At 70.4% G+C, this 25,721-nt stretch carries 19 protein-coding genes; 7 read left to right on the forward strand and 12 right to left on the reverse strand.

The features are described from left to right. Positions 1-127: 127 nt before the first annotated feature. Positions 128-628 (reverse strand): nitroreductase family deazaflavin-dependent oxidoreductase, encoded by a 501-nt coding sequence (locus EW117_RS18560; protein ID WP_129788186.1) that lies wholly within the window; start codon positions 626-628, stop codon positions 128-130. 143 nt (positions 629-771) lie between these two features. Here EW117_RS18560 and EW117_RS18565 point away from each other — a divergent pair, with 143 nt between their 5' ends. Continuing rightward, a complete protein-coding gene (locus EW117_RS18565) occupies positions 772-1,446 on the forward strand; it encodes a GntR family transcriptional regulator (protein ID WP_129788187.1) in 675 nt (224 codons plus the stop codon). Here EW117_RS18565 and EW117_RS18570 read toward each other — a convergent pair whose 3' ends face one another. Both EW117_RS18570 and EW117_RS18575 read right to left on the reverse strand, forming a co-directional pair. Continuing rightward, positions 1,447-2,844: an MFS transporter gene (locus EW117_RS18570; RefSeq protein ID WP_129788188.1), complete on the reverse strand. Its 1,398-nt coding sequence runs from the start codon at positions 2,842-2,844 to the stop codon at positions 1,447-1,449. Further along, positions 2,841-3,572 (reverse strand): RraA family protein, encoded by a 732-nt coding sequence (locus tag EW117_RS18575; RefSeq protein ID WP_129788189.1) that lies wholly within the window; start codon positions 3,570-3,572, stop codon positions 2,841-2,843. The genes EW117_RS18570 and EW117_RS18575 overlap by 4 nt, the downstream gene beginning before the upstream one ends. A gap of 43 nt (positions 3,573-3,615) precedes the next feature. On the opposite strand from EW117_RS18575, the gene EW117_RS18580 reads away from it, so the two are divergent. Genes EW117_RS18580 through EW117_RS18590 form a run of 3 tightly spaced genes read left to right on the forward strand, consistent with a single transcriptional unit; the run spans position 3,616 to position 6,666 of the window. Then, positions 3,616-4,932, forward strand: coding sequence for an MFS transporter (locus EW117_RS18580; protein WP_129788190.1), 1,317 nt, complete (start codon positions 3,616-3,618; stop codon positions 4,930-4,932). Then, positions 4,929-6,311 carry an acyclic terpene utilization AtuA family protein gene (locus EW117_RS18585; RefSeq protein ID WP_207211929.1) on the forward strand — a complete coding sequence of 461 codons (1,383 nt, stop codon included), beginning with the start codon at positions 4,929-4,931 and terminating at the stop codon, positions 6,309-6,311. The genes EW117_RS18580 and EW117_RS18585 overlap by 4 nt, the downstream gene beginning before the upstream one ends. Next, positions 6,304-6,666 (forward strand): DUF4387 domain-containing protein, encoded by a 363-nt coding sequence (locus EW117_RS18590; RefSeq protein WP_129788191.1) that lies wholly within the window; start codon positions 6,304-6,306, stop codon positions 6,664-6,666. Before EW117_RS18585 ends, EW117_RS18590 begins: the two co-directional genes overlap by 8 nt. Here EW117_RS18590 and EW117_RS18595 read toward each other — a convergent pair. Continuing rightward, entirely contained in the window at positions 6,627-6,857 is a 231-nt protein-coding gene (locus EW117_RS18595) for an AraC family transcriptional regulator (RefSeq protein WP_129788192.1), read from the reverse strand. The two genes, EW117_RS18590 and EW117_RS18595, sit on opposite strands and share 40 nt — an antisense overlap. Before the next feature lie 8 nt (positions 6,858-6,865). On the opposite strand from EW117_RS18595, the gene EW117_RS18600 reads away from it, so the two are divergent. Both EW117_RS18600 and EW117_RS18605 read left to right on the forward strand, forming a co-directional pair. Beyond that, positions 6,866-7,825, forward strand: coding sequence for an SDR family NAD(P)-dependent oxidoreductase (locus EW117_RS18600; protein ID WP_129788193.1), 960 nt, complete (start codon positions 6,866-6,868; stop codon positions 7,823-7,825). Between the two features lie 4 nt (positions 7,826-7,829). Then, positions 7,830-8,432, forward strand: coding sequence for a TetR/AcrR family transcriptional regulator (locus tag EW117_RS18605; RefSeq protein ID WP_129788194.1), 603 nt, complete (start codon positions 7,830-7,832; stop codon positions 8,430-8,432). Positions 8,433-8,465: 33 nt separating this feature from the next. Here the strand turns inward: EW117_RS18605 and EW117_RS18610 are convergent, their stop codons facing one another. The 8 genes from EW117_RS18610 to EW117_RS18645 all read right to left on the reverse strand — a co-directional run bounded on the left by EW117_RS18610 (position 8,466) and on the right by EW117_RS18645 (position 21,236). Beyond that, positions 8,466-10,544 carry a glycoside hydrolase family 31 protein gene (locus tag EW117_RS18610; protein WP_129788195.1) on the reverse strand — a complete coding sequence of 693 codons (2,079 nt, stop codon included), beginning with the start codon at positions 10,542-10,544 and terminating at the stop codon, positions 8,466-8,468. A gap of 54 nt (positions 10,545-10,598) precedes the next feature. Further along, the gene (locus EW117_RS18615; protein ID WP_207211930.1) at positions 10,599-11,567 is read right to left on the reverse strand and encodes a glycoside hydrolase family 43 protein; all 969 of its coding nucleotides are present in this window, start codon (positions 11,565-11,567) and stop codon (positions 10,599-10,601) included. Between the two features lie 34 nt (positions 11,568-11,601). Then, positions 11,602-13,923: a glycoside hydrolase family 2 protein gene (locus EW117_RS18620; RefSeq protein WP_129788197.1), complete on the reverse strand. Its 2,322-nt coding sequence runs from the start codon at positions 13,921-13,923 to the stop codon at positions 11,602-11,604. Between the two features lie 82 nt (positions 13,924-14,005). Further along, entirely contained in the window at positions 14,006-15,652 is a 1,647-nt protein-coding gene (locus EW117_RS18625; RefSeq protein WP_165362769.1) for a type 2 periplasmic-binding domain-containing protein, read from the reverse strand. A gap of 92 nt (positions 15,653-15,744) precedes the next feature. Beyond that, entirely contained in the window at positions 15,745-16,704 is a 960-nt protein-coding gene (locus EW117_RS18630) for a carbohydrate ABC transporter permease (RefSeq protein ID WP_129788199.1), read from the reverse strand. A 14-nt stretch (positions 16,705-16,718) separates the two neighbouring features. Then, positions 16,719-17,690 carry an ABC transporter permease gene (locus EW117_RS18635; protein WP_129788200.1) on the reverse strand — a complete coding sequence of 324 codons (972 nt, stop codon included), beginning with the start codon at positions 17,688-17,690 and terminating at the stop codon, positions 16,719-16,721. A gap of 180 nt (positions 17,691-17,870) precedes the next feature. Next, a complete protein-coding gene (locus EW117_RS18640) occupies positions 17,871-18,866 on the reverse strand; it encodes a LacI family DNA-binding transcriptional regulator (protein ID WP_129788201.1) in 996 nt (331 codons plus the stop codon). A 3-nt stretch (positions 18,867-18,869) separates the two neighbouring features. After that, positions 18,870-21,236, reverse strand: a complete 2,367-nt coding sequence (locus EW117_RS18645) for a glycoside hydrolase family 95 protein (protein WP_129788202.1) — start codon at positions 21,234-21,236, stop codon at positions 18,870-18,872. 173 nt (positions 21,237-21,409) lie between these two features. Between EW117_RS18645 and EW117_RS18650 the strand changes: the two genes are divergently transcribed. After that, positions 21,410-25,687 carry a putative Ig domain-containing protein gene (locus EW117_RS18650; RefSeq protein WP_129788203.1) on the forward strand — a complete coding sequence of 1,426 codons (4,278 nt, stop codon included), beginning with the start codon at positions 21,410-21,412 and terminating at the stop codon, positions 25,685-25,687. The last annotated feature ends 34 nt before the right edge of the window (positions 25,688-25,721 follow it).

Genomic DNA, 25,721 nt, shown 5'->3' on the forward strand with positions numbered 1-25,721 from the left:
CATCACGCTGCCGTCCGATCGTGAACCCGGGCTGTCCGGCTCCTCACGACGCGGCAAATCTCACCCGACGGTCAGTAGATGCCCAGAGCACCAACACCGGCCACGAGCGGGCGATCAGCCGGTCGGATCAGGCTCTGGGCGCGTCCTCGTCCGAGGTGACCAGGGCGCGCCGCAGCACGAGGAAGTCGTTGACCCCGAAGAGGCGTACGAAGGGAAGCTGCCCCGCCGGCACGTACGGCAGCGTCTCGTCCCGCCCGACGATCTGCCCGGCCGCCACCTGGTACGTCCGGCCGCCGCTCACGAGCTCCGCGGCGCCCGCCGCACGGATGTTTCGCAGCCAGTCCGTGTCAGTGCCGTACGACATGATGGCGAGGAAGTCGTCGCCCATGGGCAGCACCCCGAGCGGCGTCGCGTACGGCGTGCCGGAGCGTCGTCCGACGTGCCGGATCACGGCGAGCCTCGATCCGGGCTCGCCCGCGTGCCGCAGCATGCGGGGGTTGTTGAACCGCCGGTTGAACTGTCGGACGGCGGCGAGCGCCCGCGGGTTCTTGGTGCGCATGACCGTGACGAGCGTCAGGAACAGGCCCAGCACCAGCACGAGCAGGCCGACGGCCACCCAGATCCACACAGCTGTTCTCTCCCTCGTGACGGCTCCGGTTGCGGGGTACCCCGCTGCGGGGTGAACCTACCGCACGTTTGCTATAGCGTTGGTACGGAAACCCGCGTCGGCTGCTCGAGGCTCGCGGAGCGATTCTGTGAGGGGAGACCCGCGTGGTCGAGACGACCGGCCTCCAGCCGTTGCCCCGGGCGGGGTCGCTGGCCGAGCATGCCTACAGCGCCATCCGCAAGAGCATCGCCGACGGGGAGCTCGCCCCTGGCGCCCAGGTCACGGAGCGCAAGCTCGCCGCCGATCTCGGCGTGAGCCCGACGCCGGTGCGGGAGGCGCTGCGGAAGCTCGAGCACGAAGGGCTTGTGGAGCGCAGCGACTCCCGCCGGCTGCGCATCGCGGCTCAGCCCGGGGAGACGCTCGAGGAGCTCATGGAGATCGAGGTCCTGCTCCGGGCGGCGGAGGCTCGGCTGGCCGCCCGGAAGATCGATGACGAGGGTCTCGCCCGGCTGCAGGAGCTCCTGGAGAAGGCCGAGGGCGGCCTGGAGACCGAGGGGGCGTACGAGCTGATGACCCTGGCGCGCGCCTTCGATTCGGTGGTCGCGGATGCCGCCGCGAACCCACCGCTGCGCCGCATGATCGAGAGCTTCGCGATCCTGGGTGGGGACGAGCGGATCCGCACCGTCGAGCAGGACGTGGCCGACGTCGAGTGGACGCGCGGGCGGATCGAGGACCACATCGCGATCTACGGCGCCCTGCGCGACCACGACGAGGAACGCGCGGAGACCCTGATGCGGCGGCACGCGCGGTCCGCGATGGGGCGCCTTCAGGACACGTGATCAGGACGCCGCACGGCCGTCGGTCCGTAGCGCCGGGTCGGCGGCCGTCAGCAGCAGGGCGGCTGCCGCGAGGCCGGTGATGATCCAGCCGACGAGGTGCAGGTCGGCGTCCGTCGCGCCCGACCCGAACAGCGGCCCGATCACACCCGAGGCGGCGATCGCGCCGAGCTGGACGGCCGTGCGGGACATCCCGGCCGACACGCCCGTCTGCCGGGGCGGCGCCTGGGCGTACAGCGCCACCTGGTTGGAGACCGCCGCGAGTCCCTGGGACGGCCCGAACAGCGCGATCGCGACCAGGATCACCCAGGTGGGGGAGTCGGCGGCGAGGAACGTGAGGAGCAGGCCGCCGACGGCCGGGATCACCGCGGCGAGCATGAGCGGCACGCGCAGTCCCCGGCCGCGGGAGACGAGGACGGCGGCGACTCCGGCGAGCAGCACCGCGGGCAGCTGCATCCATCCGGCCGCGCCCGCGCCGTAGCCCGCCGCGGACTGCAGCCACTGGGTCATGCCGTAGATGACGAGGTAGACGCACGTGTGGACCAGGAACAGGCGCGCGTACGTCCGTAGGAGCGCCGGCCGCGCCGCGAGCATGCGGACGTCGATGAACGGCTGGTCGCGGCGGCGCTCCCAGACCACGAGCGCCGCGGTCGCGACGACGGTCACGGCGGGCAGCCAGTACTGGCCGGGCCACAGGCCGAGGACGAACACGAGCACGGACGCGATCGCGACCGCGAACAGCACCAGCCCGGCGACGTCGAGACGCGGCCGCCGCTCGCCGTCGGCATCGTCGTCGGGCCGGATCGTCGCGGGCCGCGGCCGGTCGCCGGGGAGCCACAGCAGCGCCAGCACGATCGCGGCGAGGCCGTACGGCGTGTTCGCGACGAAGATCGACTGCCAGCCGAAGTGCGTGACCAGGACGCCGCCGAGCACCGGGCCGATCGCGGCGCTCGTGAGGCTCGAGACCGACAGCGCCGAGAACAGCCCGCGCGGTGGTTCGCGACGAGTGCGCGCCGCCTGGGCGCGGATCGACGCCATCGCGGCGGGATAGGCCGACGACGTGCCGATCCCGACGACGATCCGGGCCGCGAGCGCCGCGCCGAACGTGGGCGCGAACAGCGGGACGAGGCCGGCGAGCGCGGCGACCGCCATCCCGGTGACGTAGATCCGCCGCGGGCCGTAGAGGTCGACGAGCCTGCCCAGGACGGGCTGCGCGATCGCGCTGGCGAGGTAGAGCCCGGCGACGAGCAGGATCACCTGGGCCGCGGAGGCGCCCGTCGCCTCGGCGATCGGGACCAGGGCGACCGAGATCATCGTGGTGTTGATCGAGTTCAGCGCCGGCCCGAGCACGAGGGGCAGGGCGAAGCGGGCCCCGAACCCGTCGGCCGGGCGTGCGGTCATGCGCCCCGGTTCGCGGACGGCGCCTGGGGCGGGGGCGGGGCGCCGTAGCTGCGCAGGCGCCGGTAGCCGTCGAGGGTGAAGTCCGGTCCGTTGAGATAGGCGAGGTCGCGGGCTTCGCTCTCGCGCACGTTCCGGACGGCGCCGGGCAGGTCGGGCAGCGCGTCCCACGGCACCACGACTATGCCGTTCTCGTCGCCGTGGAGGACGTCCCCGGTGGAGATGCGCTCGCCGTCGAGCGCGACGGGGTCGCCGACGTGCGAGAGCTCGAAGTTGGCGTGGGAGGCGACCGTGTACCGGGAGAAGTAGTGGAAGCCGTTGGCGCGCACCTCGGCGACGTCGCGGAACGCGCCGTCGGTCACCATGCCGACGGCGCCGAGCCGCCGGGCGAGCGTGGTCATGATCTCCCCGGCGTACGCGACGCGGCTGGGCGTCGTGCTGGCGTCCTTCATGACGATGACGACGGGCCCCTCCATCTGTTCGAGCTGCGACCACAGCTCCCAGTAGCCGTCCTGGCGGGCGGGGCGGCCGACGGCGTCGGAGCACGTGACCGTGAGCGCCCGCCCGACCATCGGGCCGAGCTCCGGGAAGTTGCACCGGACCCGGCCGCCGACGTAGCCGGAGCCGCGGTCGCGCAGGTCGATGCGTTCGATGGCGTTGGCGAGGGTGGGGCTGTCCTCCGCGGTGAGGAAGTCCAGCTCGGGCTGGGTCAGTGAGCGCCGGTCCGTCATGGGATTATGCTATAGCAAATAGCGCAGACAAGGGAGTCTGAGAATGACAACGTCCGCCAGGGGAGTCACCCAGCGCGCGAGACTGAACACCCGCGCGGCGATGCTGGTCGCCCTCGCCGTCTTCGCGCAGGAGTCGGTGTGGAACTTCTACGACGCGCAGGTGCCCGCGTCGATCGCGCAGCACACCACGAGCGCGGCCCTCATCGGGCTGCTCATGGGCGTCGACAACATCCTCGGGATCGTGTTGCAGCCGCTCGCGGGACACCTCTCCGACCGGACGCGGACCCGGTGGGGGCGGCGCGTCCCCTACCTCGTCATCGGCGCACCGGTCGCGGCGGTGTTCTTCGTCCTCATTCCGTTCGCCGGCTCGTTCGGCGCGCTCGTCGTCTGCATGTTCCTGTTCGCGGTCGTCGCGAACGCGTTCAAGCCGCTCACCGACGCGCTGACGCCCGACTTCCAGGTACCGGGCCGCCGCAGCCTGGCCAACGGCATCGCCAAGGTGGCTACCAGCCTCACCATCATCGTCTCGGCGCTCATCAGCTTGTTCGTCGTCGACCGCGACCTGCGGCTCGCATTCGCAATCCCTGCGATCCTGCTGGTCTGCGCGATGACGATCGTCGCCCTGACTATCCGCGAGACCCGCTCGCTGGGATACCAGCGCGCCGTCGCCGAGCGCGCGAACGGTGTCGGCGGGTGGAGCTTCCGCGGCGTCGTCGGCGAGCTCTTCCGCGACCGGGACCGGAGCCGGATCTTCCTGCTCCTCGGGATCGTCGCGACGGCGGGGACCTGGGCCGCGATGCGCTCGCAGCTCACCCCCTACGCCATGGAGGTGCTCGACGTGAGCCGAGGAGTCGCCGGCTCGCTCACCCTGCCCGGCGGGATCGGGTTCATCGCCGCCGCCATCCCGTTCGCGCTCGTGTCCGACCGCCTGGGCCGACGCCGGATGGTGCGTCTCGGGCTCACCGTCATGGTGGCCGGCTGCCTGATCGCCTTCGCCCTGCCGACCCTGGAGATGACGATCACGGGCCTCGTGGTCGCGGCGATCGGCTACGCGGCGTTCTCCGTCAACGGCGTCGTGCTGATGTGGAACCTCGCTCCCAGCGGTTCGGTCGTCGGGGCCTACACAGGGCTCTACGCCGTGGCGGCCGCCGTCGGGAACTCGCTCGGGCCGGCCCTGATCGGCGGCCTGGTCGACCTGACGAGCTGGCGGCTCCTCTTCCTGCACTCGAGCCTGGTCGGGGTCGCGGGGCTCGCGCTCTTCTTCTTCGTCCGGCGGGAGATCAGTGCCGGCCAGGAAAGCCAGCAGGAAAGCCAGCAGGAAAGCCAGCAGGGAAGCCGACAAGGAAGAGAGACATCGTGACGACACCCACGACGCAATCCGTCAAGGTCTTCGTGCCCATCGGGATGCTGGGCGGCGGCTTCGCCGAGACGATGGTCGAGCGCGGTATGGAGCTGGGCCCGGACGTCATCGCCGTCGACGGCGGCTCCACCGACTCCGGCCCGCACTACCTCGGCTCCGCCACGGCGAAGTCGCCCGCGGCCTCGATCGCGCGCGACCTGCGCCTGCTGCTGCGGGCGGCCGCACGGGCCGACGTCCCGCTGATCGTGGGGTCGTGCGGGACGAGCGGGACGGATACGGGCGTCGACTGGGTCGCCGGGATCGTGACGGCGATCATGGCCGAGGAGGGCCTCGACCTGCCGGTCGCGCGTATCTACAGCGAGCAGCGCGCCGACGACGTGCAGGGCTACCTCGCCGCGGGCCTCGTCCACCCGCTCTCGCCGCTCGGCGAGCTGGCCCCCGAGACGATCGACTCGTGCACCCACATCGTCGGGCTCATGGGGCACGAGCCGATCGTCGAGGCGCTCCAGGCGGGAGCGCAGGTCGTGCTCGCGGGCCGGGCCACGGACACCAGCATCGCCGCGGCCGTCCCGCTCTTGCGGGGTATGCCCGCCGGGCCGACGTGGCACGCGAGCAAGATCGTCGAGTGCGGCGCCCAGGCCACGACGAATCCCCGCACCGGCGGCATCTTCGCGACGATCGACCACGAGGGCTTCACCATCGAGGCTGTCGATCCGGACACCGCCTGCACGCCGACGTCGGTCGCCGCGCACATGCTGTACGAGAACGCCGACCCCTTCCTGCTCACCGAGCCGGACGGCGTCCTCGACGTCCGGAACGCGACCTACCGGGCCCTGGACGAGCGCCGGGTGCGTGTCGAGGGCTCGGAGTTCCGGCACGCCGCGCAGCACACGGTCAAGCTGGAGGGCGCGCGGATCGCCGGATACCAGACCGTCTCGTTCGTCGGGGTCCGCGAGCCGCTGGTGCTGGCCGACCCGGAACGGTGGGTCGAGGTACTGCGCAAGTACCTCTTCATGCGCGTCGAGCAGGCGCTCGGGCTCACCGAAGGGCAGTTCGACTTCGACCTGCGCCTCTACGGCCACAACGCCGTCCTCGGCAAGCTCGACCCCGCGTCGGGGCCGCCCCGTGAGCTCGGCGTCATGCTCGTCGTCAGCGCGCCGGACCAGCCGACCGCCACCGCGATCGCGCAGGTCATGAACCCCTACCTGCTGCACATGCCCACGCAGGAGATGGACTACCTGCCGAGCTTCGCCTTCGCGGCCTCGCCCGCGGAGACCGAGCGTGGTGCCTCCTACGAGTTCGTCCTCAACCACGTGGTCGACAGCCCGACGCCGACCGCCTTGTTCCGCACGGAGATCGGAGCCACCGCCCATGTCTGACCAGCCGCTCACCCTCGCCGACGTCTGCCACGAGGTCCGGTCCAAGAACGCCGGCCCGTTCTGGGTCACCATCGACGTGTTCGCCAAGGACCACGAGACGTACCAGGCCGTCGCCGACGAGTCGTACCTGGACGAGCAGCGGATCGCCGACCTCTACGACGTCGACCGGGAGACCGTACGGATGTTCCGGCTGCCCGACCTCGACGTCGTCAAGATCTCGTTCCCGCGCCGGGTCTCGCAGGGCTCGCTGCACGACCGCGACATCCACGCGGGGCAGCACCACGTCCCGCTCGCCGTCCTCCCGGTGCCGCCGCGTCACACCGCCGGGGCGGTGGGACGGAAGGTGGTGCGGTAGGCGCGCGGGGTGACCCCCGTGGCACGACGGAAGAGCGCCCGGAAGTTGCTCGGGGTCGGGAAGCTGACCTGGCGGGCTATCCGTTCAGCGACGGGGGACAGCGACGGGGGACAGCGACGGGGGACGGCGACAGGGTGACAGTGACAGGGTGACAGCGAAGGTGGACGGCGTGTACCTTCGAAGGTGGACACTGTGAACCATGGGGTTCACGGGTCGGACGCTGGAGGTAGTCATGCAGGAGAACTTCGTGCTGGTCACCGGTGCCACCGGTGGCCTCGGCCGCAGGACGGTACGAGAGCTGGTGCGCCGCGGCGTGCCCGTCGTCGTCGGCGGGCGCAGGCGGGACACTGTCGAGGCATTGACGGCCGAGGTCGCGGCCGCTGGGGTCGGTTGCCTGCCGTTCGTGGCCGATCTCGCCGACCTGGCGTCGGTGCGGCGCGGGCTCGAGGAGCTGGGCGACGTCCGCCTGCGTGGCCTGGTCGCGAACGCCGGGATGAACAGCCGGCGAGACGCCCGGACCGCTGACGGGTTCGAGATCAACTTCGGGGTCAACGTGCTCGCGCACCAGCTCGTGCTCTGGTCGCTGCGCGACCACCTCGAACCGGGCGCGCGGGTCGTGGTGCTGAGCAGCGGGGTGCACGAGCCGGACAACATGCTCGCCCGCCGGGCCGGCATCCCCGCGCCCACCTGGATGGGGGCACGCAACCTGGCACTCCCTGACGATGCCGAGCCCGGTCGGCGGATCGAGGCCGGGACCGTCCGGTACTCGACCTCGAAGCTCGCGAGCGTGCTCCAGGCGCGCGGGCTGCAGGCGCACTTCCGCGACACCGGACGCGACGTGGACGTCTTCGCCGTCGACCCGGGCCTGATGGTCGACACCGGCCTGGGCCGTGAGATTCCCCGCTGGCTCCAGCCTCCGCTGCGTGCCCTGGGGTACGCGCTGACCCCGTTCGTGGCGAACATGCGCCTGTCCGGCACGAGCGCGCGCAGCATGGTGTCGCTCCTGCTCGACGACGGCTGGCACGGCCGGGGCTTCCAGTACCTCGACGGGCTGCGCCCGAAGGACCCGTCGCCGGACGCGATGCGCGACGAGCTCGCCACCGAGCTGTGGACCCAGAGCGCCGAGCTGGTCGGGATCACCGTGCCCCGACTACGGTGACCTGGTGCCCTACCCGAGCCACGTCGATCCTGCGCAGATCGGCCCCCGCGCCCTGGCCGTCGTCGAGGCGAGCGGGTGGGACCAGTGGTCGCTGCGGGAGATCGCCGGAGAGCTCGGTGTCTCGCCGAACGCGCTCTACCGCTACGTGGACGGGCGCGACGGGCTGGTCGTGGCGATCGGGGCGGCGGCGGCCTGGGCGTTGCACGCCGCGCTGCTGGACGTGGAAGGCTCGGGCGAGGACCACCTGATCGGCATGGCGGACGCCTACGTGAACTTCGCCGTCGAGCGACCCCATGCGTTTGCTGCCCTGGTGCACGCCAAGCCCGCGCCGGACGACCCCCGGGTCGAGCCGTGGACCGCACTGTGGCACCACCTGCTGGAGACATTCGAGCAGGTGCTGCCGCAGAACGGGAGCGCTGCCGGGTTCGCGTACTGGGCGCTGGCCCACGGGCGGGCCGAGCTGGCCCGCGGCCCCGCGCGCCACGCCGAGCCGACGGCGGGCCTGGCCGATGCCGTGAGAGCCCTGATCGCCGGCTACCGGGCGATCGGGACGGTTCCCGACCCGGTCCCGGCGGCGCTTCGCTCGTCCGCCCCGCGCGACGCCTGAGCCCGGCTTCGTCGAGCTGCCAGGGCAGAAGGGTCAGGGCACGAGGAACCCGCGGAGCTCGGGCAGGGCGCCGTCACGAGTGAACACGGGAACCAGGTGCCGCGGGGCGTCGGCGTCGATCCACTGACCACCGGTGTGCACGGCACCCGTGTGCAGGTCGGTCCAGTGCGCGCCCGAGGGCAGGTACACGGATCGCGACGTCGCGCCGGGCTCGATGACCGGCGCGACCAGCACGTCCGGCCCGTGCATGAACTGGTCGCCCACGTCCCACGCCTGCGGGTCGCCGGGGAAGTCGTGGAAGAGGCCGCGCATCACGGGTTGCCCGTTGTCGTGTGCGGACCGCATCACCGCACGGGTGTAGTCGCGCAGGCGCTCACGGAGGTGGACGTAGCGCGCGAGGATCTCGTAGTTCTCCTCGCCGAAGCTCCACAGCTCGTTCCCGGCCCCTGACGACAGCCGAGGGGTGCCGTCGGCCGCGACGACCGGAACCTCCGGGCCGCGGGTCCCGTGCAGGCGCATCACCGGCATGAACGCGCCCATCTGAAACCAGCGGACGAGGAGCTCCTGGAACGCGGGGTCGTCGGTGCGTCCGCCGCCGAAGCCGCCGATGTCCGTGGTGAACCACGGCACGCCCGCGGCACCCATGTGGATACCCGCGGTGATCTGCCGGCGCATCGCCGTCCACGACGAGTGGATGTCGCCCGACCAGACGAGCGCCCCGTAGCGCTGGCTGCCCGCCCACGCGCAGCGCACCAGGTTGACGACGTCGGTCTCGCCGTCGCCCTGCTGGCCCTCGAAGACGGCGCGGGAGAACGTCTGCGGGTAGATGTTGCCGACCTCCAGGGCCTGGCCGGCGTGGAAGCAGTAGGCGCCGAAGTCGTACAGCCCGAACTCGGGCTCGGCCTCGTCCAGCCAGAAGGTGCGGATGCCGTGCCGACCGTACCCGGCGCGCAGCTTGTCCCACAGGTACTTCCGCGCCCTGGGGTTGGTCGTGTCGACGAACCGGCTCGGGCCCTGGAACCACATCTGGACGTCGATGCCCCGGTTGCTCTGCACGAGCAGGCCCTGGCGGGCCATCTCGTCGAAGTTCTCTGACGCGAGCGCGACCTGGGGCCACACGCTGACCATGAGCTCGACGCCCATCGTCCGCAGCTCGTCGACCATGCCGCTCGGGTCGGGCCAGAACTCGTCCTCGAACCGGAAGTCGCCCATCTTCGGCCAGTGGAAGAAGTCCGCGACGATGACGTCCAGCGGCAAACCGCGTCGGTGGTGCTCGCGCGCGACCTCGAGGAGCTCCTCCTGGGAGGAGTAGCGCAGCTTGCACTGCCAGAAGCCGAGCCCGCGCTCGGGCATCATCGGGGCGTGCCCGGTCGCGTCGGCGTACGCCCGGGTGATCTGCGCCGGGGTCTCGCCCGCCGTGACCCAGTAGTCGATCTGCTGAGCGGACTCGGCCGACCACTCGGTGCCGTTGCGGGCGAACGTCGCTCGCCCGATGGCGGGGCAGTGCCACAGCATCCCGTAGCCCGCACTGGAGATGACGAACGGGACGCTGGCCTGCGAGTTGCGGTGCGCCAGCTCGAGCGAGCAGCCCTTGAGGTCGATGTGGTCCTGCTGGTACAGGCCCATCCCCACGAGCTTCTCGTCGGCCGGGCTCTCCAGGAAGAGCGTGGCCTTGCCGCCGCCTGTGGCGACCGCGTCGTACTGGCGGGCGTTCAGGGCCAGCGCGCCGCCGGGGTCGCGCTCGGACAGCAGCTCGCGGCCCTCGGCGTCCTGGAAGGCGACGCGGCAGCCGAAGTGGCGCTGCCCGCTCTGCATGTGGTCGTAGTCGTACGCGGTCACGACGACGCGCAGCCCGCGATTGACCAGCGTGGCGACGTCGCCGTCGACCTCGACACGCGCGTGCTCGGCGTCCGGTGCCGGAAGCAGCGCCCAATCGGCGTCGACGACCTCGCCCAACGCGGACCGGACACGCGCGCTGTCCGGTCCCCATGGCTCGACGACGAGCACCTCTCCGCCTCCGCGCCAGGTCAGCCTCGCCCCGTCCACCTGCCACGGGGTGACGGCGGGGGACTCGTGCCCGGCGTCCGCGGGCGATGGGGGCGTTGTGGTCATGCGTGGGTTCCTTCGTTCAGCGATGTATGAGAGGTCGTGAATGAGAACGGACCCTCAGGTCCAGGTGGTCCTGAGCCGCTCGTACTCCGCGGCGGTCACCGGCAGCACGACGCCGTGGCAGGGCTCTGGCGGCAGCCGGAAATCCTCGGAAGGACTCCATCGGCCGCGAGCGAGGTCAGTCGTCTCGAACGGAACATAGCGGCGTTCGGGCGTGAACTCGTCGATCCAGAGGTACCACTTCTCCTCGGTGTTCGACTTGTACACCAATGGCCCTTCGCCCCGGACGACCGCGCCGAGGCCGATTCCCTCGGCCAGGGGTGTCCACTCGGTGGCCGTCAGGGAGGTGGCGGTCTCGGAGAAGATCGACTTGCCGAGCGGCGCGCCCGCGACGCGGCTGCGCTCGTCCTTCAGGTACCGGTAGTAGACGCCCTGATGCTCGATGAGCGTGGCGTCGATGGTGCTCCATCCGCGATCGATCCAGACCCGCGGTTCCGAGAACTCGCGGAAGTCGCGGGTGGTGGCGCACATGATCCGGTTGTAGCTCTCGCCCTCGTGCTCGGGGTTGTCGTAGAGCTTCGAGGACCAGTGGACGAGGTAGGCGTCCTGCTCGGGATCCCAGATCGACTCGGGGGCCCACGTGTTGCCTGCCTCGGGCGGTGCGACCTCGACGAGACGGCCCTCGCCCCAGTCCACCAGGTCGGTCGACTCCCAGACCATGATCGAGCGGCTGCCCCGGCGCTGCATGTGGTCCCAGTCGTCGCGGTCGTGGACGCGCAGGTCGGTCGCGACCAGGTAGAACCGGTCGCCGTCGGGGGAGCGGACGATGTGCGGGTCGCGGACGCCGCGTTCCCCCAGGGTGGAGTGCAGCACCGGCGTGCCGCCGTTGAGGTCGTCGAAGTGCAGCGGATCGTTGCCCGCGCTCAGCGCGAAGTGGATCTGCTCGCCGTCGGCCGACTCGCGCTTGAAATGGACGTAGAGGTAGCCCGCATACTCAGGCTGCTGGCATGCTTCGTCGGATGTCATCGGGTTGAGGGCCTCTCGGGTGGCAGACACAGAATTAGTAGGCACGGATCTCCTCCACGTCCAGTGGCGCATCCGGAAAGGTCAGCCGCACGACAGAGGCCCGGCACGGCTCGAACTCGAGCCGGACCGACGTCTCCGCACCGCCCGGGCCGGCCTCATGGAGGGGCTCGAACACGCGGCCGTCCGTCCCGGTCTCGACGAGCCACGGCTGCTTCGGCACCTCGGCGAACACGATGACGATCCGGCTGATCTCGTAGGAGAACTCCGGGATCGCCGCGATCCACTCCCCGGGTCCGCGCAAGGCCGCCCGCCAGAACGTGCCGCTGCCGAGCGCGGTGACGTTGCTGCCCTCGTGACCGGGCTGCGCGCTGCACGCGGTGACCGGCCGGGACGCGGTCAACGAGGCCTCACCCGTCCCGGCAGGTAGGTCGGTGACGTACGGAGCGGATGGCGCGAGCCGCCGGGCGTGCTGCGGAGTGCGCTGCGGCCTGGCCGGCCCCGTCGCGACGAGGTCCAGCTCGGCGGACAGCAGGCCGGGCGACGTCGCGCGGATGCGTTGAGCGCCGGGCTCGTACGAGCGGAGCTCGATCGCGCCCGCGCCGTCCCACAGGCCGTCGGTCTCGGGAGACAGCGTGATGCTGCGACCCGAGGGGAACAGGCCTCCGCCGTCGACGACGGTGAGGGTCACGGCCCGGTCGTCAGCGACGCGGGCGCCGCCGGAATCGAGGAGCTCCACCACGAGCCGCACGTCGCCCGTGCCGTCCGTCGGCATCTTCGGGGCGTCGGAGCTCAGGCGCAGCGCGACCGCGGTACCGGGCTCGGGAAACGACGGCGGCGCGATACCGCGCATCTTCTCCCGATACCAGTAGTACGGCCTGCGCGGCGTCCGGACGTAGTCGACGAGGCCCTGGAGCCCCGCGCCCGGCGCTATCGACTTGTAGTGGAAGGCGCACCACAGGATCTTGCCCGAGCGCCACGGGTGGTCGACCTCGACGCCGTGCTCCGACGTCACCTCGTACTCTCCCGGGCCCCGGCCGCGGACGCCGTGGTACTCCGAGACGAGGTTCGGGATGCCCTGGTCGTGGAAGATCTCGGCGCCGTCGCCGTTGTAGCCGGCGAGGTCGCCGAGGACGTCGAAGCCCTTGCGCTGCGCGCCGCCGACCGCGGCCGGGCGCGTCGGGTCGAGCACGTGTGATAGGTCCACCAGCTCGCTCGTCAGCGCCTTCGCCTTGCCGATCACGTGGTCGTCGCTGAAGAAGGCCTCGTTGCCGACGCTCCAGGTGACGATGCTCGGGTGGTTGCGGTGGGTGCGGATCATCTCCCGCAGGGCGCGGCGCAGGCTCTCCTCGAACTTCGGCTCGTCCTCTTGGTGCACCGGGTAGGCGCTGGCGAACCAGTAGCCCTCGACGTTCTCGCCGCCGATGCCCCAGAAGTGCAGCTCGGACCAGAACAGGAGCCCCTGCCGGTCGTACTCCTCCGCGAAGTAGGAATGGTGGGGGTAGTGGGAGCCGCGGACGATGTTCATGCCCAGGTCCTTGACCATGGCGACGTCGCGGCGGATCCCGGCGCGCGTCCCGGCGTCGCCCCAGCCGCCCCGGTTCTGGTGCACGTTGGCGCCGTGCAGGTCGAGGCGCTCGCCGTTGAGGAAGAACCCGCGGTCGGCGGTGAACTCGAACCAGCGCACGCCGAACGCTGTCGCTTGCCGGTCGCGCACTCTGCCGTCGACGACGATCGACACGGTCAGCGTGTACAGGTGCGGATGGTCCGGATGCCACAGCACCGGCTGGTCGACGGCGCCCGCGAGCTCGACCACGGCGGTCTCGCCGGCCGCGATCGTCCGCCGCACCTGCGCGGATGACGCGACCGGGCCGCCGTCGTCGGAGACGGCCGCAGTGAGGACGGCGGAGACGGTGACCTCGACCGGACCGGGCTCGTCGTTGACGACCTCGACCGAGGCGTTCACCTCGGCACGCTCGGCGTCGACCACCGGGGTGGTCACGCCGATGCCGTCGTTGGGCCCGGCGGCGACGGCGTCCGAGATGTCGACGACGAACGGCGTGTAGCCGCCCTCGTGGCGCCCGACGAGCCGCCCGTTGACGAACACCTCGGCGACCTGGAACACCCCGAGGAACTCCACGGCCACCCAATTGCCGATCCACGCCTCCGGCACATCGATGCACCGGCGGTAGCAGCCGTGGCCGACGTAGAACCGGGGCTCGCGGAAGTCGGGCAGGTCGAAGGAGTGGGGGAGCCCGACGTCGTACCACTCAGGACTGGGGGACTTGAGCTCGGCACCGGAGTGCTCGCCGTAGTCGAACGTCCAGTCGTCGTTGATGAAGCGCTGCTCACGGATCATGCGGTCCGGCCTCTCAGGGTTCTCGGGTGCCGGAGGTGGGCCGCCCACGCGTGGACGGCCCGCCTCGGTAGTGCGGGTGGGACTACTTGGTGGCGTCCCAGGCCTCCTGGTAGATCTCGACGTACCGGTCGGCGCCGAGGTTGATGAGGTCCTGCTGGAAGGCGGCCCAGTCCTCGTCGCTCTCGATGTCGCGGGCGCCGGTGACGAACTCGGCGCTCGCCTGGACGACGAAGTTCTCCACGTTGGTCTGGATCGTGGCGAGCTCCCGCGCGGTGTCGCCGGTCACGATGACGTCCCAGTACGGGAATGCCTCGTCGGACTCGTGGCCCTCGTAGAGCTTCGTGGCCTCGAACAGGCGGCGCTCATAACCGGCAGGGTCGTAGATCTCGGCGGAGTAGACCTGCCGCTCCCGGAACTCCGCGTCGGTGAAGTACTGCCCGATCGCGCCCCAGGAGTTGTTCAGGCCCTCGCCCTCGGGCGGCGTGAGGGCCTTGAACAGCGGCTCGAGGGTCTCGTCGAGGGCCACGTCGCCCGCTTCGGGCTTGACCCAGTTGACGCCCTCGAGACCGTACTCGGCCAGCATGTGGCCGTCGTACGAGACCATGAAGTCCACGATCTGCATCAGCTTGCGCTGCTTGGCCTCGCTGGAGCGGTTCGTGATGACGAAGGACGCGCCGTTCGCGCTGTTGCTCCCGCTGTAGAACGTGCCGTCGCCGTTCGGCCCGGCGAGCGGCGGGACCGCGTCGTACTGCGCGTAGCGCCCGTCCTCGTTGTCCTTGTTGACGAAGCCCGGGTGCAGGACGGTGGCCGATCCGAGGATCACGCCGTCCGCGCTGTTCCCCTTGGCGGTGAGCGCCTCGGGGTTCTGCGTGAAGGCGGCCTCGTCGATCAGGCCGTCCTCGTACAGGGAGGTGACGTAGGAGATCCCGGCCCGCCACTCGTCACGGGTGGGCTGCAGGACGACCTCGTCACCCAGGGCGCCGAGCGAGGACGGGTTGCCGGCGTCCGCGTTCGCGTACCTGGCCGCGGTGTAGACGAACGGGTTCATCAGGTACGGGAGGGGCGAGCTGCCGACGTCCGTGGAGAGGGGGATCTCGTCGGCCTTGCCGTTGCCGTTGGGGTCCTGCGTCTTGAACGCCTCGAGCACCGTCCGCAGCTCCTCGGGCGTGGTGGGCTGCTCGAGGCCGAGCTTCTCCAGCCAGGCGGAGTTCATCCACAGCTTCGCCGGGTACGAGCAGTGGAAGCAGTCGTTCCACGTGGGAATGCCCCAGATGGTCCCGTCCGAGGCCGTCGCCATCTGCTTGAAGTTGGGCTCCTTCTCGAAGGCGGCGGCGAGGTTCGGGGTGTCCTCGCCGATGAGGTCGTCGAGTGGCAGGAGCACACCCTGACCGCCGAGCTTCACCAGCTCTTCGTTGCTGAACTGGTCGACCCACGGGATGAGCATGTAGGCGTCTGGGTACTCACCGCTGGCGAGGGAGACCTGCCGCTTCTCCGCGGCAGCGGTCGCGTCGTAGGTGGTGGTCTCGAACTGGAGGTCAACGTCGAACTTCTCTTCGAGAACCTTGGTGAACGCGTTCTCGTCCAGATCCATGTCGGGGTTCTGGGGGGCGAAGATCGTGATCACGTCGTCCGGAGAGGTCTCCGGCCCCGACGAGCACGCGGTGAGCGCGCCCGCGGATACTGTCAGGGCCGCTGCGGCGGCTCCCGCTCGGGCAAGTCTGCTGGTCATCATCGACCGCCTTTCATCGTTGAACCGTTGGGTGGGACTGATGGGTGAGTGGAACTGATGGGGCGGAGAGCTGGTTGGGGAGCGCGAACGGATCAGCCCTTGACCGAGCCGATCATCACGCCCTTGGTGAAGTGGCGGGCCACGAACGGGTAGGCGAGCATGACCGGCACGGTGGAGATGACGATGAGCGAGAACTTCATGAGGTCGGCGAGCTGCTGACGCTCCAGCTGGTTCGCGAGGTCGGTCCCCCCGGCATTGGCGTTGAGGACGAGGATGTTCCGGAGCACGAGCTGCAGCGGATAGAGATCCTCGTCGCGGAGGTAGATCAGCGCGCTGAAGTACTGGTTCCACTGCCCGACGCCGTACATGAGCGCGATGACCGCCAGCAGCGGTTTCGACAGCGGCAGCACCACCGACCACAGGAACCGCAGATCGCTGGCGCCGTCGAGCTGGGCGGCCTCGTAGAGCTCCCCGGGGATCGACGCCCGGAAGTAGGTTGCCGCGATCAGCACCTGCCAGGCCCCGAGCGCGCCGGGGATGACCATCGCCCACCGGGTGTCGAGCATCCCGAGTGACTGCACGACCATGTAGGTGGGGATCAGTCCTCCGCTGAACAGCATCGTGAACAGGACGCCGCCGGTCAGCACGCGCCGCCCCACGAGGTCGGAACGCGAGAGCGGGTAGGCGATCATGACCGTCAGGGCGAGGCTGATCACGGTCCCGACGACGACGTACAACAGCGAGTTGCCGAAGCCGGTGAGGACGGCGGAGTTGTCCAGCACCGCCTGGTACCCACGGAGCGTGAAGTCGACCGGCCACAGGAACACCCGTCCGCCAGAGACCGCCGCGGGACTTGAGAAGGAGCTGGCCAGGACGTTGATCAGCGGGACGAGCACGACGAGCAGGAAGGTCGTCAGGAGGATGTAGATCCCCGCCATGAAGACCTGGTCGAAGCCGGTCTCGGGCATCCGGCGGGGGCGGCGGCGGGGCTTTCGGTGCTCGGTGTCCGGCTCGGTCCGGAGGTCGGGCCGGGTCGTGGTCTTGAAGGTCATGGCAGGCGCTCCCTTCACCACAGCCCGTTGCCAGTCACGCGCTTGGAGACGGTGTTGACGGCCAGGAGCAGGATGAGATTGATGACGGAGTTGAACAGCCCGATCGCCGTCGCGAGGCTGAAGTCGGCGCTGAGCAGGCCGATCTTGTACGTGTAGGTCGCGATGATCTCCGACTGCGAGAGATTGAGGGGGTTCTGCAGCAGGAAGGCCTTCTCGAAGCCGATCGCCATGATGTTGCCGACGCTCAGGATCATCACGACCACTACCGTCGGCGCGATCCCGGGCAGGTCGATGTGCCAGATCTTCTGCAGGCGGTTGGCCCCGTCGAGGCGGGCGGCCTCGTACAGGCTCGGGTCGATGCCGGCGAGCGCGGCCATGAAGATGATCGCCGAGTATCCGGTGGTCTGCCAGATGTCGCTCCAGACGTAGACGTGCCGGAACGAGTCGGGGTCGGCAAGCAGGTTCGAAGGGGCGCCGAAGAAGCCGAGGAAGTCGGCCATGAACCCGATACGCGGCGAGAAGATCAGGATGACCATCGACACGACGATGACCGTCGAGAGGAAGTGCGGCGCGTAGGTGACCATCTGGACGGTCCGCTTGAAGAAGCGCGCCCGCACCTCGTTGAGCGCCAGCGCCAGGATGACAGGGATCGGGAACCCGGCCAGGAAGCCGTAGAGGCTCAGGACCAGCGTGTTGCCGATGAGATCCCACGCGACCGGGTTGGCGAAGAACCGTTCGAAGTTCTCGAGCCCGACCCATGGGCTGCCCCAGATCCCGCCGACTACGTTGTATTCCTTGAACGCGATCACGTTGTTCGCCATCGGGATGTACTCGAAGACGATCAGGTACGCCACCGGGAGGACGAGCAGCACGTAGAGCTGCCAGTGCCGGCGCAGGCTGCGTTCCAGGGACCGTCGGGTGCTCGCCCGATGGGCCTCGCGGGTGCCCGGGGGAGCCGCCGCCCGGCGGTCCAGCACGGCCGTCATCGGGCCGCTGCCTTTGTTGTCATCATCGCTCCTTTGCGATCTGGCCGTGAACATTCACGGGCCGTGAAGGTTCACGGTAGAGACAGTTCTCCATCGTTGTCAATGTGGGTCCACGAGATGGTGGCCGCCTGTCTGGAAACGGCGTCATCCCGAGAGGGGTCTACGCCGAGATGTCTACATTTATGCCGAGGCGCGCCAGAGAAGCTGGGTGCGGACGGTGCGATGGATCGGCTCGATCCGCGCGAAATCGGCCTTCGCCAGGATCTCGGCGATGTCCAGCGTGTTCGACGCGATCCCCTCCCGGTCGATGGAGATCGTCGTGAGCTGCGGGTCGACGGCCTCGCCCAGGGAGAGGCCGTCGACGCCGACGATGCGGACGCTGCCCGGAACGTCGACCCCGAGGGCGTGTGCGCTCCGCACGGCGCCCAGGGCCATGAGGTCGTTGAACATCAGGACGGCGTCGGTATCCGGGTGCCTGCGCAGGAGCTCCGCGAACGCCTGGCCGCCCCCGGAGATGTTGTCCTCGTCGGCGACGACGACACCGGTGAGCTGGTCTCCCACCGCGCGCTCGAACCACTCCCTCCGGGGCGTGGGTTCGTAGGCCCCGAACGTTCGCCGCGAGTACCCCGCGTCTACCATGCCGAACCGGTGTGCGCCGCGCTCACGCAGTGCTCCGACCGCCTCCAAAATCCCCGACTCGAGGTCGACGTGGACCGAGTGGAAGCCCGGCACGGTGCTCACGAACTCGAGGTTCACCACCGGTAGGCCGCGGCAGGCCTCGCCGAGGTCGGCCTCGGGCGCTTGGAAGTGTCCGACCACCACGTCGACCTGGGCAGAGAGCTTGTTCAGGGCATCCGAGCCCTCGTCGCCGTCGGACGCAGCCAACAGGAGCTGCCAGCCGCGTTCGGCGGCGCCCGACAGCATGTCCGCGGCGATGTCGGTGTAGTACGGGTTGCGGAACGAGGAGACCACGAGCCCCAGCGCGTTCGTCTTCTGCCGGGTCACCAGGTTGCGGGCGAACCGGCTCGGGCGGTACCCGAGGCGGTCGGCCGCGTCGAGCACGCGTTGCCGGGTCGACACGCTGATGTCAGCCATGTCGTTCATCGCTCGCGTCACGGTCTGCCGGGAGACCCCGGCCTCCGCAGCGACGTCGAGGATCGTCACACGTTTGCCCACCGGTCAGCCCCTCTCGATCTCGTAGGTCCGCCCCGCCGCGGAACTCCAGGCCCAGCGGACGCGGCCCTCCGGTGCGGGTCCGGTGGGCTGCGGCTCGATCGCCGCCCCGGTGTCGTCGACGACCGTCGGCCGAGGCCCCGCGGCCAATTCGACCACGAGCTCGCCGTCGGCAGCGCTACGGATCCGGGCGCGCCGCAGGACTCCCGCCTCCCAGGCCAAGTCGACGGTCCGGTCCCCGCGCGCACGGAGACCCCGCACGCTGCCGCCGCGCCACGACGGCGGCAGCGTCGGCAGCAGCGAGACCGCGCCGTCGTGGCTCTGCACCAGCAGCTCGGCCAGCCCGGCCGTGCCGCCCAGGTTCCCGTCGATCTGGAAGACCGCACCGCTGCCCATCGGGTGCAGGTCGAGCAGCGACGCCGAGCTGAGCTCCTCGACGAGGACGCCGATCGACCGCTCGGCCCGCTCCGCGTCGCGCAGCCGCGCGGCCAGGCAGAGCACCCACGCCTGGCTCCAGCCCGTGTGCCCGCTGCCGTGCTCGAGGCGATAGGCCAACGCCCGTCGAACTGCCTCGTACTCGGCTGGCGTGGCCGTCTCCGTGATGCGCGTGCCGGGGTACGCGCCGTACAGGTGCGAGAGGTGCCGATGGTCGGGCTCACTGGGCAGCAGCGGCTGCGCCCATTCGCTGAGGCGGCCGGCGTCGTCGACGGTGGGGAGCCGGAGGAGGGGGAGGGCCTTGCGGCAGCGGTCGGCCAGGTCGTCACCGGCGCCTGCGACGTCGAGGCGTTCGGCGAGCCGGACGTACCGGTCGAGCGCCTGCGCCGTGAGCTCCTGGTCGATCGTGGACCCGGCGGTCACGGTGCCGCGCTCGCCGCCCTGCTCACCGTCATGCTCGCCACCCGTGAGGAACGGGTGCTCCGGCGACGTCGACGGGCTCACGACCAGCTTGCCCTCGGCGTCCTCGACGAGCTGGTCGAGCGCGAACTCCACGACCGCCCGGGTCACCGGTAGCGCCACGGACCGGGCGAACTCGTCGGACCAGCTGTACTCGAGCCGGTCGCCGACGTGCGCGGCGATCCAGGCCAGGCCGAACTGCCAGTTGGACCACTGCGGTTCGCCGTCGACGGGCGGGGTGAACCGCCAGATGTCCGTGTTGTGGTGCGTCGTCGCCCCGGCGGCGCCGTAGACCGCCCGGGCGGTGGCGCGGCCGGCCTCGGCGAGGTCGCGGGCGAGGTCGAAGAGCGGCTCGTGCAGCTCCGGCAGCGCCGCCTGTTCGGCGGCCCAGTAGTTCATCTCGACATTGATGTTGGTCGTGTAGTTGGAGCTCCAGCCGGGCTGGACGTCGACGTTCCAGATGCCCTGCAGGTTCGCCGCCTGCGTGCCGGGGCGGCTGCTGGAGATGAGCAGGTACCGGCCGAGGTCGAAGTACCGCTGCGCCGCGGTCGCCCGTGGGTCGTCCGAGGCGGACAGGTCGAGCCGGACCCGGCCGAACAGCTCGGTGTAGTCCTCGAGGTGGCGTCGTCGCAGATCGGCGGCCTCCTGGGCCAGCGCGGCAAGGACCTGGGCCCGCGCCTCCGAGGCGAGGGCCGGGAGGTCGGCGCTCGGCCGCTCACCCGCGCCGCGGAAGCCGCTGGCCGCCGACGCGACGAGCCGGCGGTCACCCGTCACGGCGGCGACGACCGCCCAGCCCGTGCCGGCGTCGACCAGGCCGTCTGCGTCGGGCGCGGCGTCGTCGTACGCGACGGCGTCATCGTCCCCGGCGTAGGTCGGCCGCGCACGGCTCGGCGCGCGTCCGGTGGCCACCAGCCATTCGGCGCCGTCCTGCATCGACACGGTGACGTCGACGGGGTGGGGCGAGTCGAAACCGAGTGCGGGTTCGAGCACGGCGTCGGGCGGGGCCGGGGCGCCGTGGGCCTCGGCGACGAGGACGCCGTCCGGGGCGCTGACGTACGTGTCCATCGACCCTGATCCAGTGGCGACCCGGGCGGTGGCAGAGGCCAGATCGAGTCGCCGCCCGTAGGCCCCCGACTCGTCGTCCGGACCCCACCGCCACGAAAGCCGCCCGAGCGGCTGGTACGCCTCGGTCCAGCCCGGGTCCTGGAGCTCGCGGGCCAGCTCGTCGGCTCTCCGGTGGTCTCCCGCCGCGATCGCCGCGCGCAGCTCGGCGATCGCGGCACCCGCCTCGGCCGGCGATGCTCGGCCGGGGCCGCCGGACCAGACGGTGTCGAGGTTCAGGTCGAACGTCTCGACGCCGGGTAGTCCGTAGACCGTCGCGCCGAGCGAGCCGTTGCCGAGCAGGAACGCCTCGGGGAATCCGGCGGCCGGCTGCTCCAGGCTGATCGCCTGGTCATCGGGCTGAAGTGCGTGTGGCACGTGCTCTCCTTCGAGTCTGTCCGTGAACCTTCACGCTAGCAGCCCTGTTCACGCGGCCGCACAGCCGCTAGGCTCCGACGTGCGGGATAACGATATCCCGTTGTAGTCGGCGCGAGATGCTGCCTTTCTCGCGACAGTCGAGCCGCGCCCCAGTCTCCGAAAGGAAGCCTGCAATGATGCAAGCTCGCAACCGTGAACGATCACGCCCACCGGCCCTGGCCGCCGTGCTGGCCATCCTCGCGGCCACGCTCGTGGTGGCCCCCGCGGCGAGTGCCGCCGGTGCCGAGGACCTGCTCACCGACAACGTGGTGGCGATCAACGAGACCGTCAGCGACGCCGGGTTCGTCCACCCCGGCGTCGGCCTGTCGGCCGAGGACCTGCGCAACGCCCAGGAGATGGTCCGCACCGGCGAGGAGCCCTGGGCCTCCTACTTCGACGCGATGACGAAGGTCGGCCACGCCGCCACCACCTTCCGCGCGTCCAACTCGAAGTCCCCGAGCGAGCCCGACGTCGCCGCCGACCCCAACTTCACCCACGTGGGCCTGCGCGGCCGCGAGACCAGCGACGCCTTCGGCGCGCTCACCCAGTCCCTGATGTGGGTCATGACCGGCAACGAGGTCTACCGGAAGAACACGATCCAGGCGCTGCGCACCTGGGCGAGCATGAACCCCGACGGCTACAAGTACTTCGCCGACTCGCACATCCACACCGGGCACCCGCTCTACCAGTTCCTCATGGCCGCCGAGATCGTCCGCGCCACCGAACCGCTGGCCGACGACAGCCCCGGCACCCAGGACGGTTACGACGTCGTCTGGAGCGCCGAGGACGACGAGCGCCTGCTGACCAACTTCGCGAACCCCGTGGTGGAGACGTTCCTGTACTCCAACGAGCGGTGGATGAACCAGCACAACTTCGGCCTGTTCGGGCGCATCGCGACCGCGATCTACGCCGATGACGTCGAGGGTTACGCGACCGGCGTCGAGTGGCTCACGGTCAACTCTAGTGACACCGCCTACGACAACGGCGCGATGGCCCCGCAGATGCCCCTCATCGAGGCCGACGACCCGATCAACCCGTACGGCCACGACTTCGTGCAGGTCCGTGAGATGGGCCGCGACCAGGCCCACGGCGAGACCAACATCGACAACTTCGCCGGCCTCGCCCGGATGCTCGAGGTGCAGGGCACCTCGGTCGACCCCGTGGAGGGGACCGTCTCGGATGCCGGCGACGCGGTGAGCGCCTACGACTTCCTCGGTCAGCGGCTCCTGAAGGGCGCCGACCAGTTCTACAAGTTCATGATGGGCGGCCAGGTCCCGTGGGTCGACGAGCGTGGCGAGGGCTGGAACGGCACGGTCTCGCAGGCGTACCGCGGCCGCATGTACAACATGATCTCGGTCGCCGAGCTGTACTACGAGTACGCGATCGAGCGCGGCGTCGACGTCGAGACCGAGGCACCGTGGCTGTCCCTGCTTGCGTCCACCATGGACGGACCGCTCTACTGGCGCGGCACGGGCGTGTCGAATTTCTGGGGCCCGGGTGACAAGAACCCCGAGTACTGGGTCGCGTTCCCCGAGGAGCTGGCCGGGACCGAACCGCCTCCTCTGCCTGAGAGCGCCGCGCTGCGGTTCGACAAGACCGGTCTCCTGCTCGACGACGGCACCGAGTACGTCACCGAGGACGGCGAGACCTTCGCCCGTGCGAGCCTCAGCGAGGCGGGCACGATGAGCGTCATGCCCCGCATGGAGTGGGGCAGGGGATCCATCATCGGCCTGAAGTACCGGAGCGACGGCCACGCGAAGCTGGAAGTGCTCCAGAACGAGGAACCCTCCGGTCTCAACCCCGATGAATCACCCGCCCACACGCTCGCGGAGCGCGAGCTGCCCGACACCGGCGGCGAGTGGCGCTACATCGCCTACCCGGCCGGCGGCAACGCCATCAACTTCTACCGGCTCACCGGTGCCGAGGGAACCACGGTCGACCTCGACAGCGTGATCCTCTCCGGAAAGACCGACCTGACTGCGCCGGAGTTCCCGCAGACCGACGACACGCTCTACCTCACCGCGAACATGGAGAGGGAACTCGACTTCGCCGCGGTCGACACCGGCGGGAACCTGACCCACACGGCCGACGGCCTGCCGGAAGGTGCCTCGCTCGACCCCACCACTGGCGCGCTCACGTGGGAGCCCACCAGCCCCGACCGAGGGCGGCACGACGTCCAGATCATCGCCGACGACGGCCAGACGGTCGCGGCGCGGACCTTCGAGCTCGTCGTCGCGAAGAACCGCCCGAAGACGATCGACGTCCTGCTCGACGACATCCACGATCCGGACGCCGCCTACACGACCGTGAGCCGCGAGCGCTTCGAGGCCGCGCTGCGCGACGCCCGGGAGGCCTCCGAGACCGGAACGGACGAGGAGTTCGTCACCGCCTTCGAGGCCCTGCGGGACGAGACCGAGGCGCTCGAGCTGCTCAACCCGCGCCTGGCCGACGGCGCGCTCGACATCAAGGGCGGCATGGTCACGGCGTCTGGGCTCTCCGCCGCCCAGGTGAACAGCTTGGTCGGCGACGGCCACATGGGTGTCGTGCTGCACGCCTCCTTCGTCCTCGACTTCGGGACCCGGTACCGAGTGTCGGCCGAGCAGATCGCCATCCAGGGGCCGTTCGCCTTCTCCATGCGCTCGGCGGGAACCAACGCGTACGGCTCGAACGACGGGACCTCCTGGGAGCTGCTGACCGAGCGGGCGACCACCGAGACCAACGACATGGAGACCATCCCGGTGGTCGCCGAACACCGGGGCGAGAAGTTCCGGTATCTCAAGCTCCAGGTCGACGACCCGGCGCCGCCGATCGACCCTGCCTACCCGGGCATCTGGACCCTCGACGAGGTCAACATCCTCGGCGACCGCAGCGAGGTGCCGGGCGCCATCGACGAGGTCTCCCTGACCTCCGCCGATGCCCTGCGTGAGCGGGTCACCCCCGGCGACACCGCCGAGCTGTCCTTCTCCAGCCCGGAGCCGATCAGCGACGTCGCGGTGACGATCGCAGGCCGGCAGGCCGAGGCGGTGAGCGAGGACGGGCTGTCCTGGACGGCCACCGCCGAGCTCGGCGAGGGCGACCCCACCGGAGACGTGCCGTTCTCGATCGATCACACCACCGACGACGATGACGCGGCGGCCACCGTGGTCGGGACGACCGACTCCACGGGCCTGTACTACTCCGACGAGCGCAACCTCGTGGACCTCGGCCGGTACGGCGAGGTGGTCGACGCCTCCGGTGAGGCCGACCCGACCAAGGCCGACCAGGCCGCGCTCATGCTCGACGGGAACGACAGCACGGCCGGCAACGTGGAGGCGGCTGCCGGTCAGTACCACCTGACCTGGGACTTCGGCGAGGGCCGGGCGCTCGCCCTGGACCGCGTCGACTTCCTGGCCCGCCAGGACGCCTACGGCATGCAGCGCATGGCCGGCATGGTCTTCCAGGGCTCGAACGACCTCGAGAACTGGACGACGCTGACCGAGCCGACCTTCAAGGGCTTCGACTGGCAGAACCTGGATTCAGCCGACACGACCCCGTACCGCTATCTGCGCGTGGGTAATCGCGACGTCATCCCGATCGCTGAGGTCAGGATCTTCGGCCAGATCGAGGCTGACCTCGACACGGTGCTCGCCCAGGCCGACGCGGTCGACCTCGACCAGTACACGCGCGGCTCGCGGATCCTCTTCCCGCGAGAGGTGGCGGCGATCCGCGAAGCCCTCGCCGAGCCGGACGCGGACGAGGCCGCGCTCGCGCGGCGGCTGGTCCGCGCCTGGGACCTGCTGGACACCTTGAAGACCGAGGAGCCAGCGACCCTCGACCCGGCCTGGGTCACCGCGAGCACCGCGACCTTCGACGGGGCGACCAGTGCGGCCGCCAACGGCTGGCGCATGTTCGACGGGGACACCAGGACGTACACCGACACGACCACGAAGGTCTGCACGAACACGGTGCTCCCGACCGACGGGACCGGGTTCACGGTGGTCGGCGTCAGGTACTTCCCGCGGGACAACGCGGTGTCGCGCTCGACCGGCATGGCCATCGAGGGCTCTGCCGACGGAGGTGCCACCTGGACGCAGTTCGCGAGCACGGGAACCCCGGTCCGCGGCTGGAACACGGTGAACCTGACCGAGCCCGTCCACTACGGGGCACTGCGCCTCAACGGCGGCAACGGCTACTGCAACGTGGCCGAGGTCCAGTTCATCGTCGAGGTCATCGACAAGTCGGGGCTGGCCGTGTACCTCGACGACGCGGCGGCGCTGGCCGAGGCCGGCTGGACCGCGGACTCCTGGGCCGCCGTGGTGGCCGCGCGTGATGCCGCGCAGGCCGTCGCCGACGACAAGGGCGCCACCCAGGGGGAGGTGGACACCGCTGCGGGCGATCTCGCCGACGCGATCGCTGGCCTGACAAAGGCGTAACCGCTCGACGCCAGGGGCCCCGAGCCGAAGCTCG

It is taken from the genome of Promicromonospora panici, assembly GCF_900608595.1.
GTDB classification, from domain to species: domain Bacteria; phylum Actinomycetota; class Actinomycetes; order Actinomycetales; family Cellulomonadaceae; genus Promicromonospora; species Promicromonospora panici.

Bases quoted from the DNA above. Each gene is read 5' to 3' on its own strand.
- EW117_RS18620 (WP_129788197.1), bottom strand. From the start codon at position 13,923: ATGATCCGTGAGCAGCGCTTCATCAACGACGACTGGACGTTCGACTAC.
- EW117_RS18570 (WP_129788188.1), bottom strand. From the start codon at position 2,844: ATGACCGCACGCCCGGCCGACGGGTTCGGGGCCCGCTTCGCCCTGCCC.
- EW117_RS18630 (WP_129788199.1), bottom strand. From the start codon at position 16,704: ATGACCTTCAAGACCACGACCCGGCCCGACCTCCGGACCGAGCCGGAC.
- EW117_RS18590 (WP_129788191.1), top strand. From the start codon at position 6,304: ATGTCTGACCAGCCGCTCACCCTCGCCGACGTCTGCCACGAGGTCCGG.
- EW117_RS18635 (WP_129788200.1), bottom strand. From the start codon at position 17,690: ATGACGGCCGTGCTGGACCGCCGGGCGGCGGCTCCCCCGGGCACCCGC.
- EW117_RS18615 (WP_207211930.1), bottom strand. From the start codon at position 11,567: ATGACATCCGACGAAGCATGCCAGCAGCCTGAGTATGCGGGCTACCTC.
- EW117_RS18580 (WP_129788190.1), top strand. From the start codon at position 3,616: ATGACAACGTCCGCCAGGGGAGTCACCCAGCGCGCGAGACTGAACACC.
- EW117_RS18600 (WP_129788193.1), top strand. From the start codon at position 6,866: ATGGGGTTCACGGGTCGGACGCTGGAGGTAGTCATGCAGGAGAACTTC.
- EW117_RS18625 (WP_165362769.1), bottom strand. From the start codon at position 15,652: ATGACCAGCAGACTTGCCCGAGCGGGAGCCGCCGCAGCGGCCCTGACA.
- EW117_RS18575 (WP_129788189.1), bottom strand. From the start codon at position 3,572: ATGACGGACCGGCGCTCACTGACCCAGCCCGAGCTGGACTTCCTCACC.
- EW117_RS18610 (WP_129788195.1), bottom strand. From the start codon at position 10,544: ATGACCACAACGCCCCCATCGCCCGCGGACGCCGGGCACGAGTCCCCC.
- EW117_RS18650 (WP_129788203.1), top strand. From the start codon at position 21,410: ATGATGCAAGCTCGCAACCGTGAACGATCACGCCCACCGGCCCTGGCC.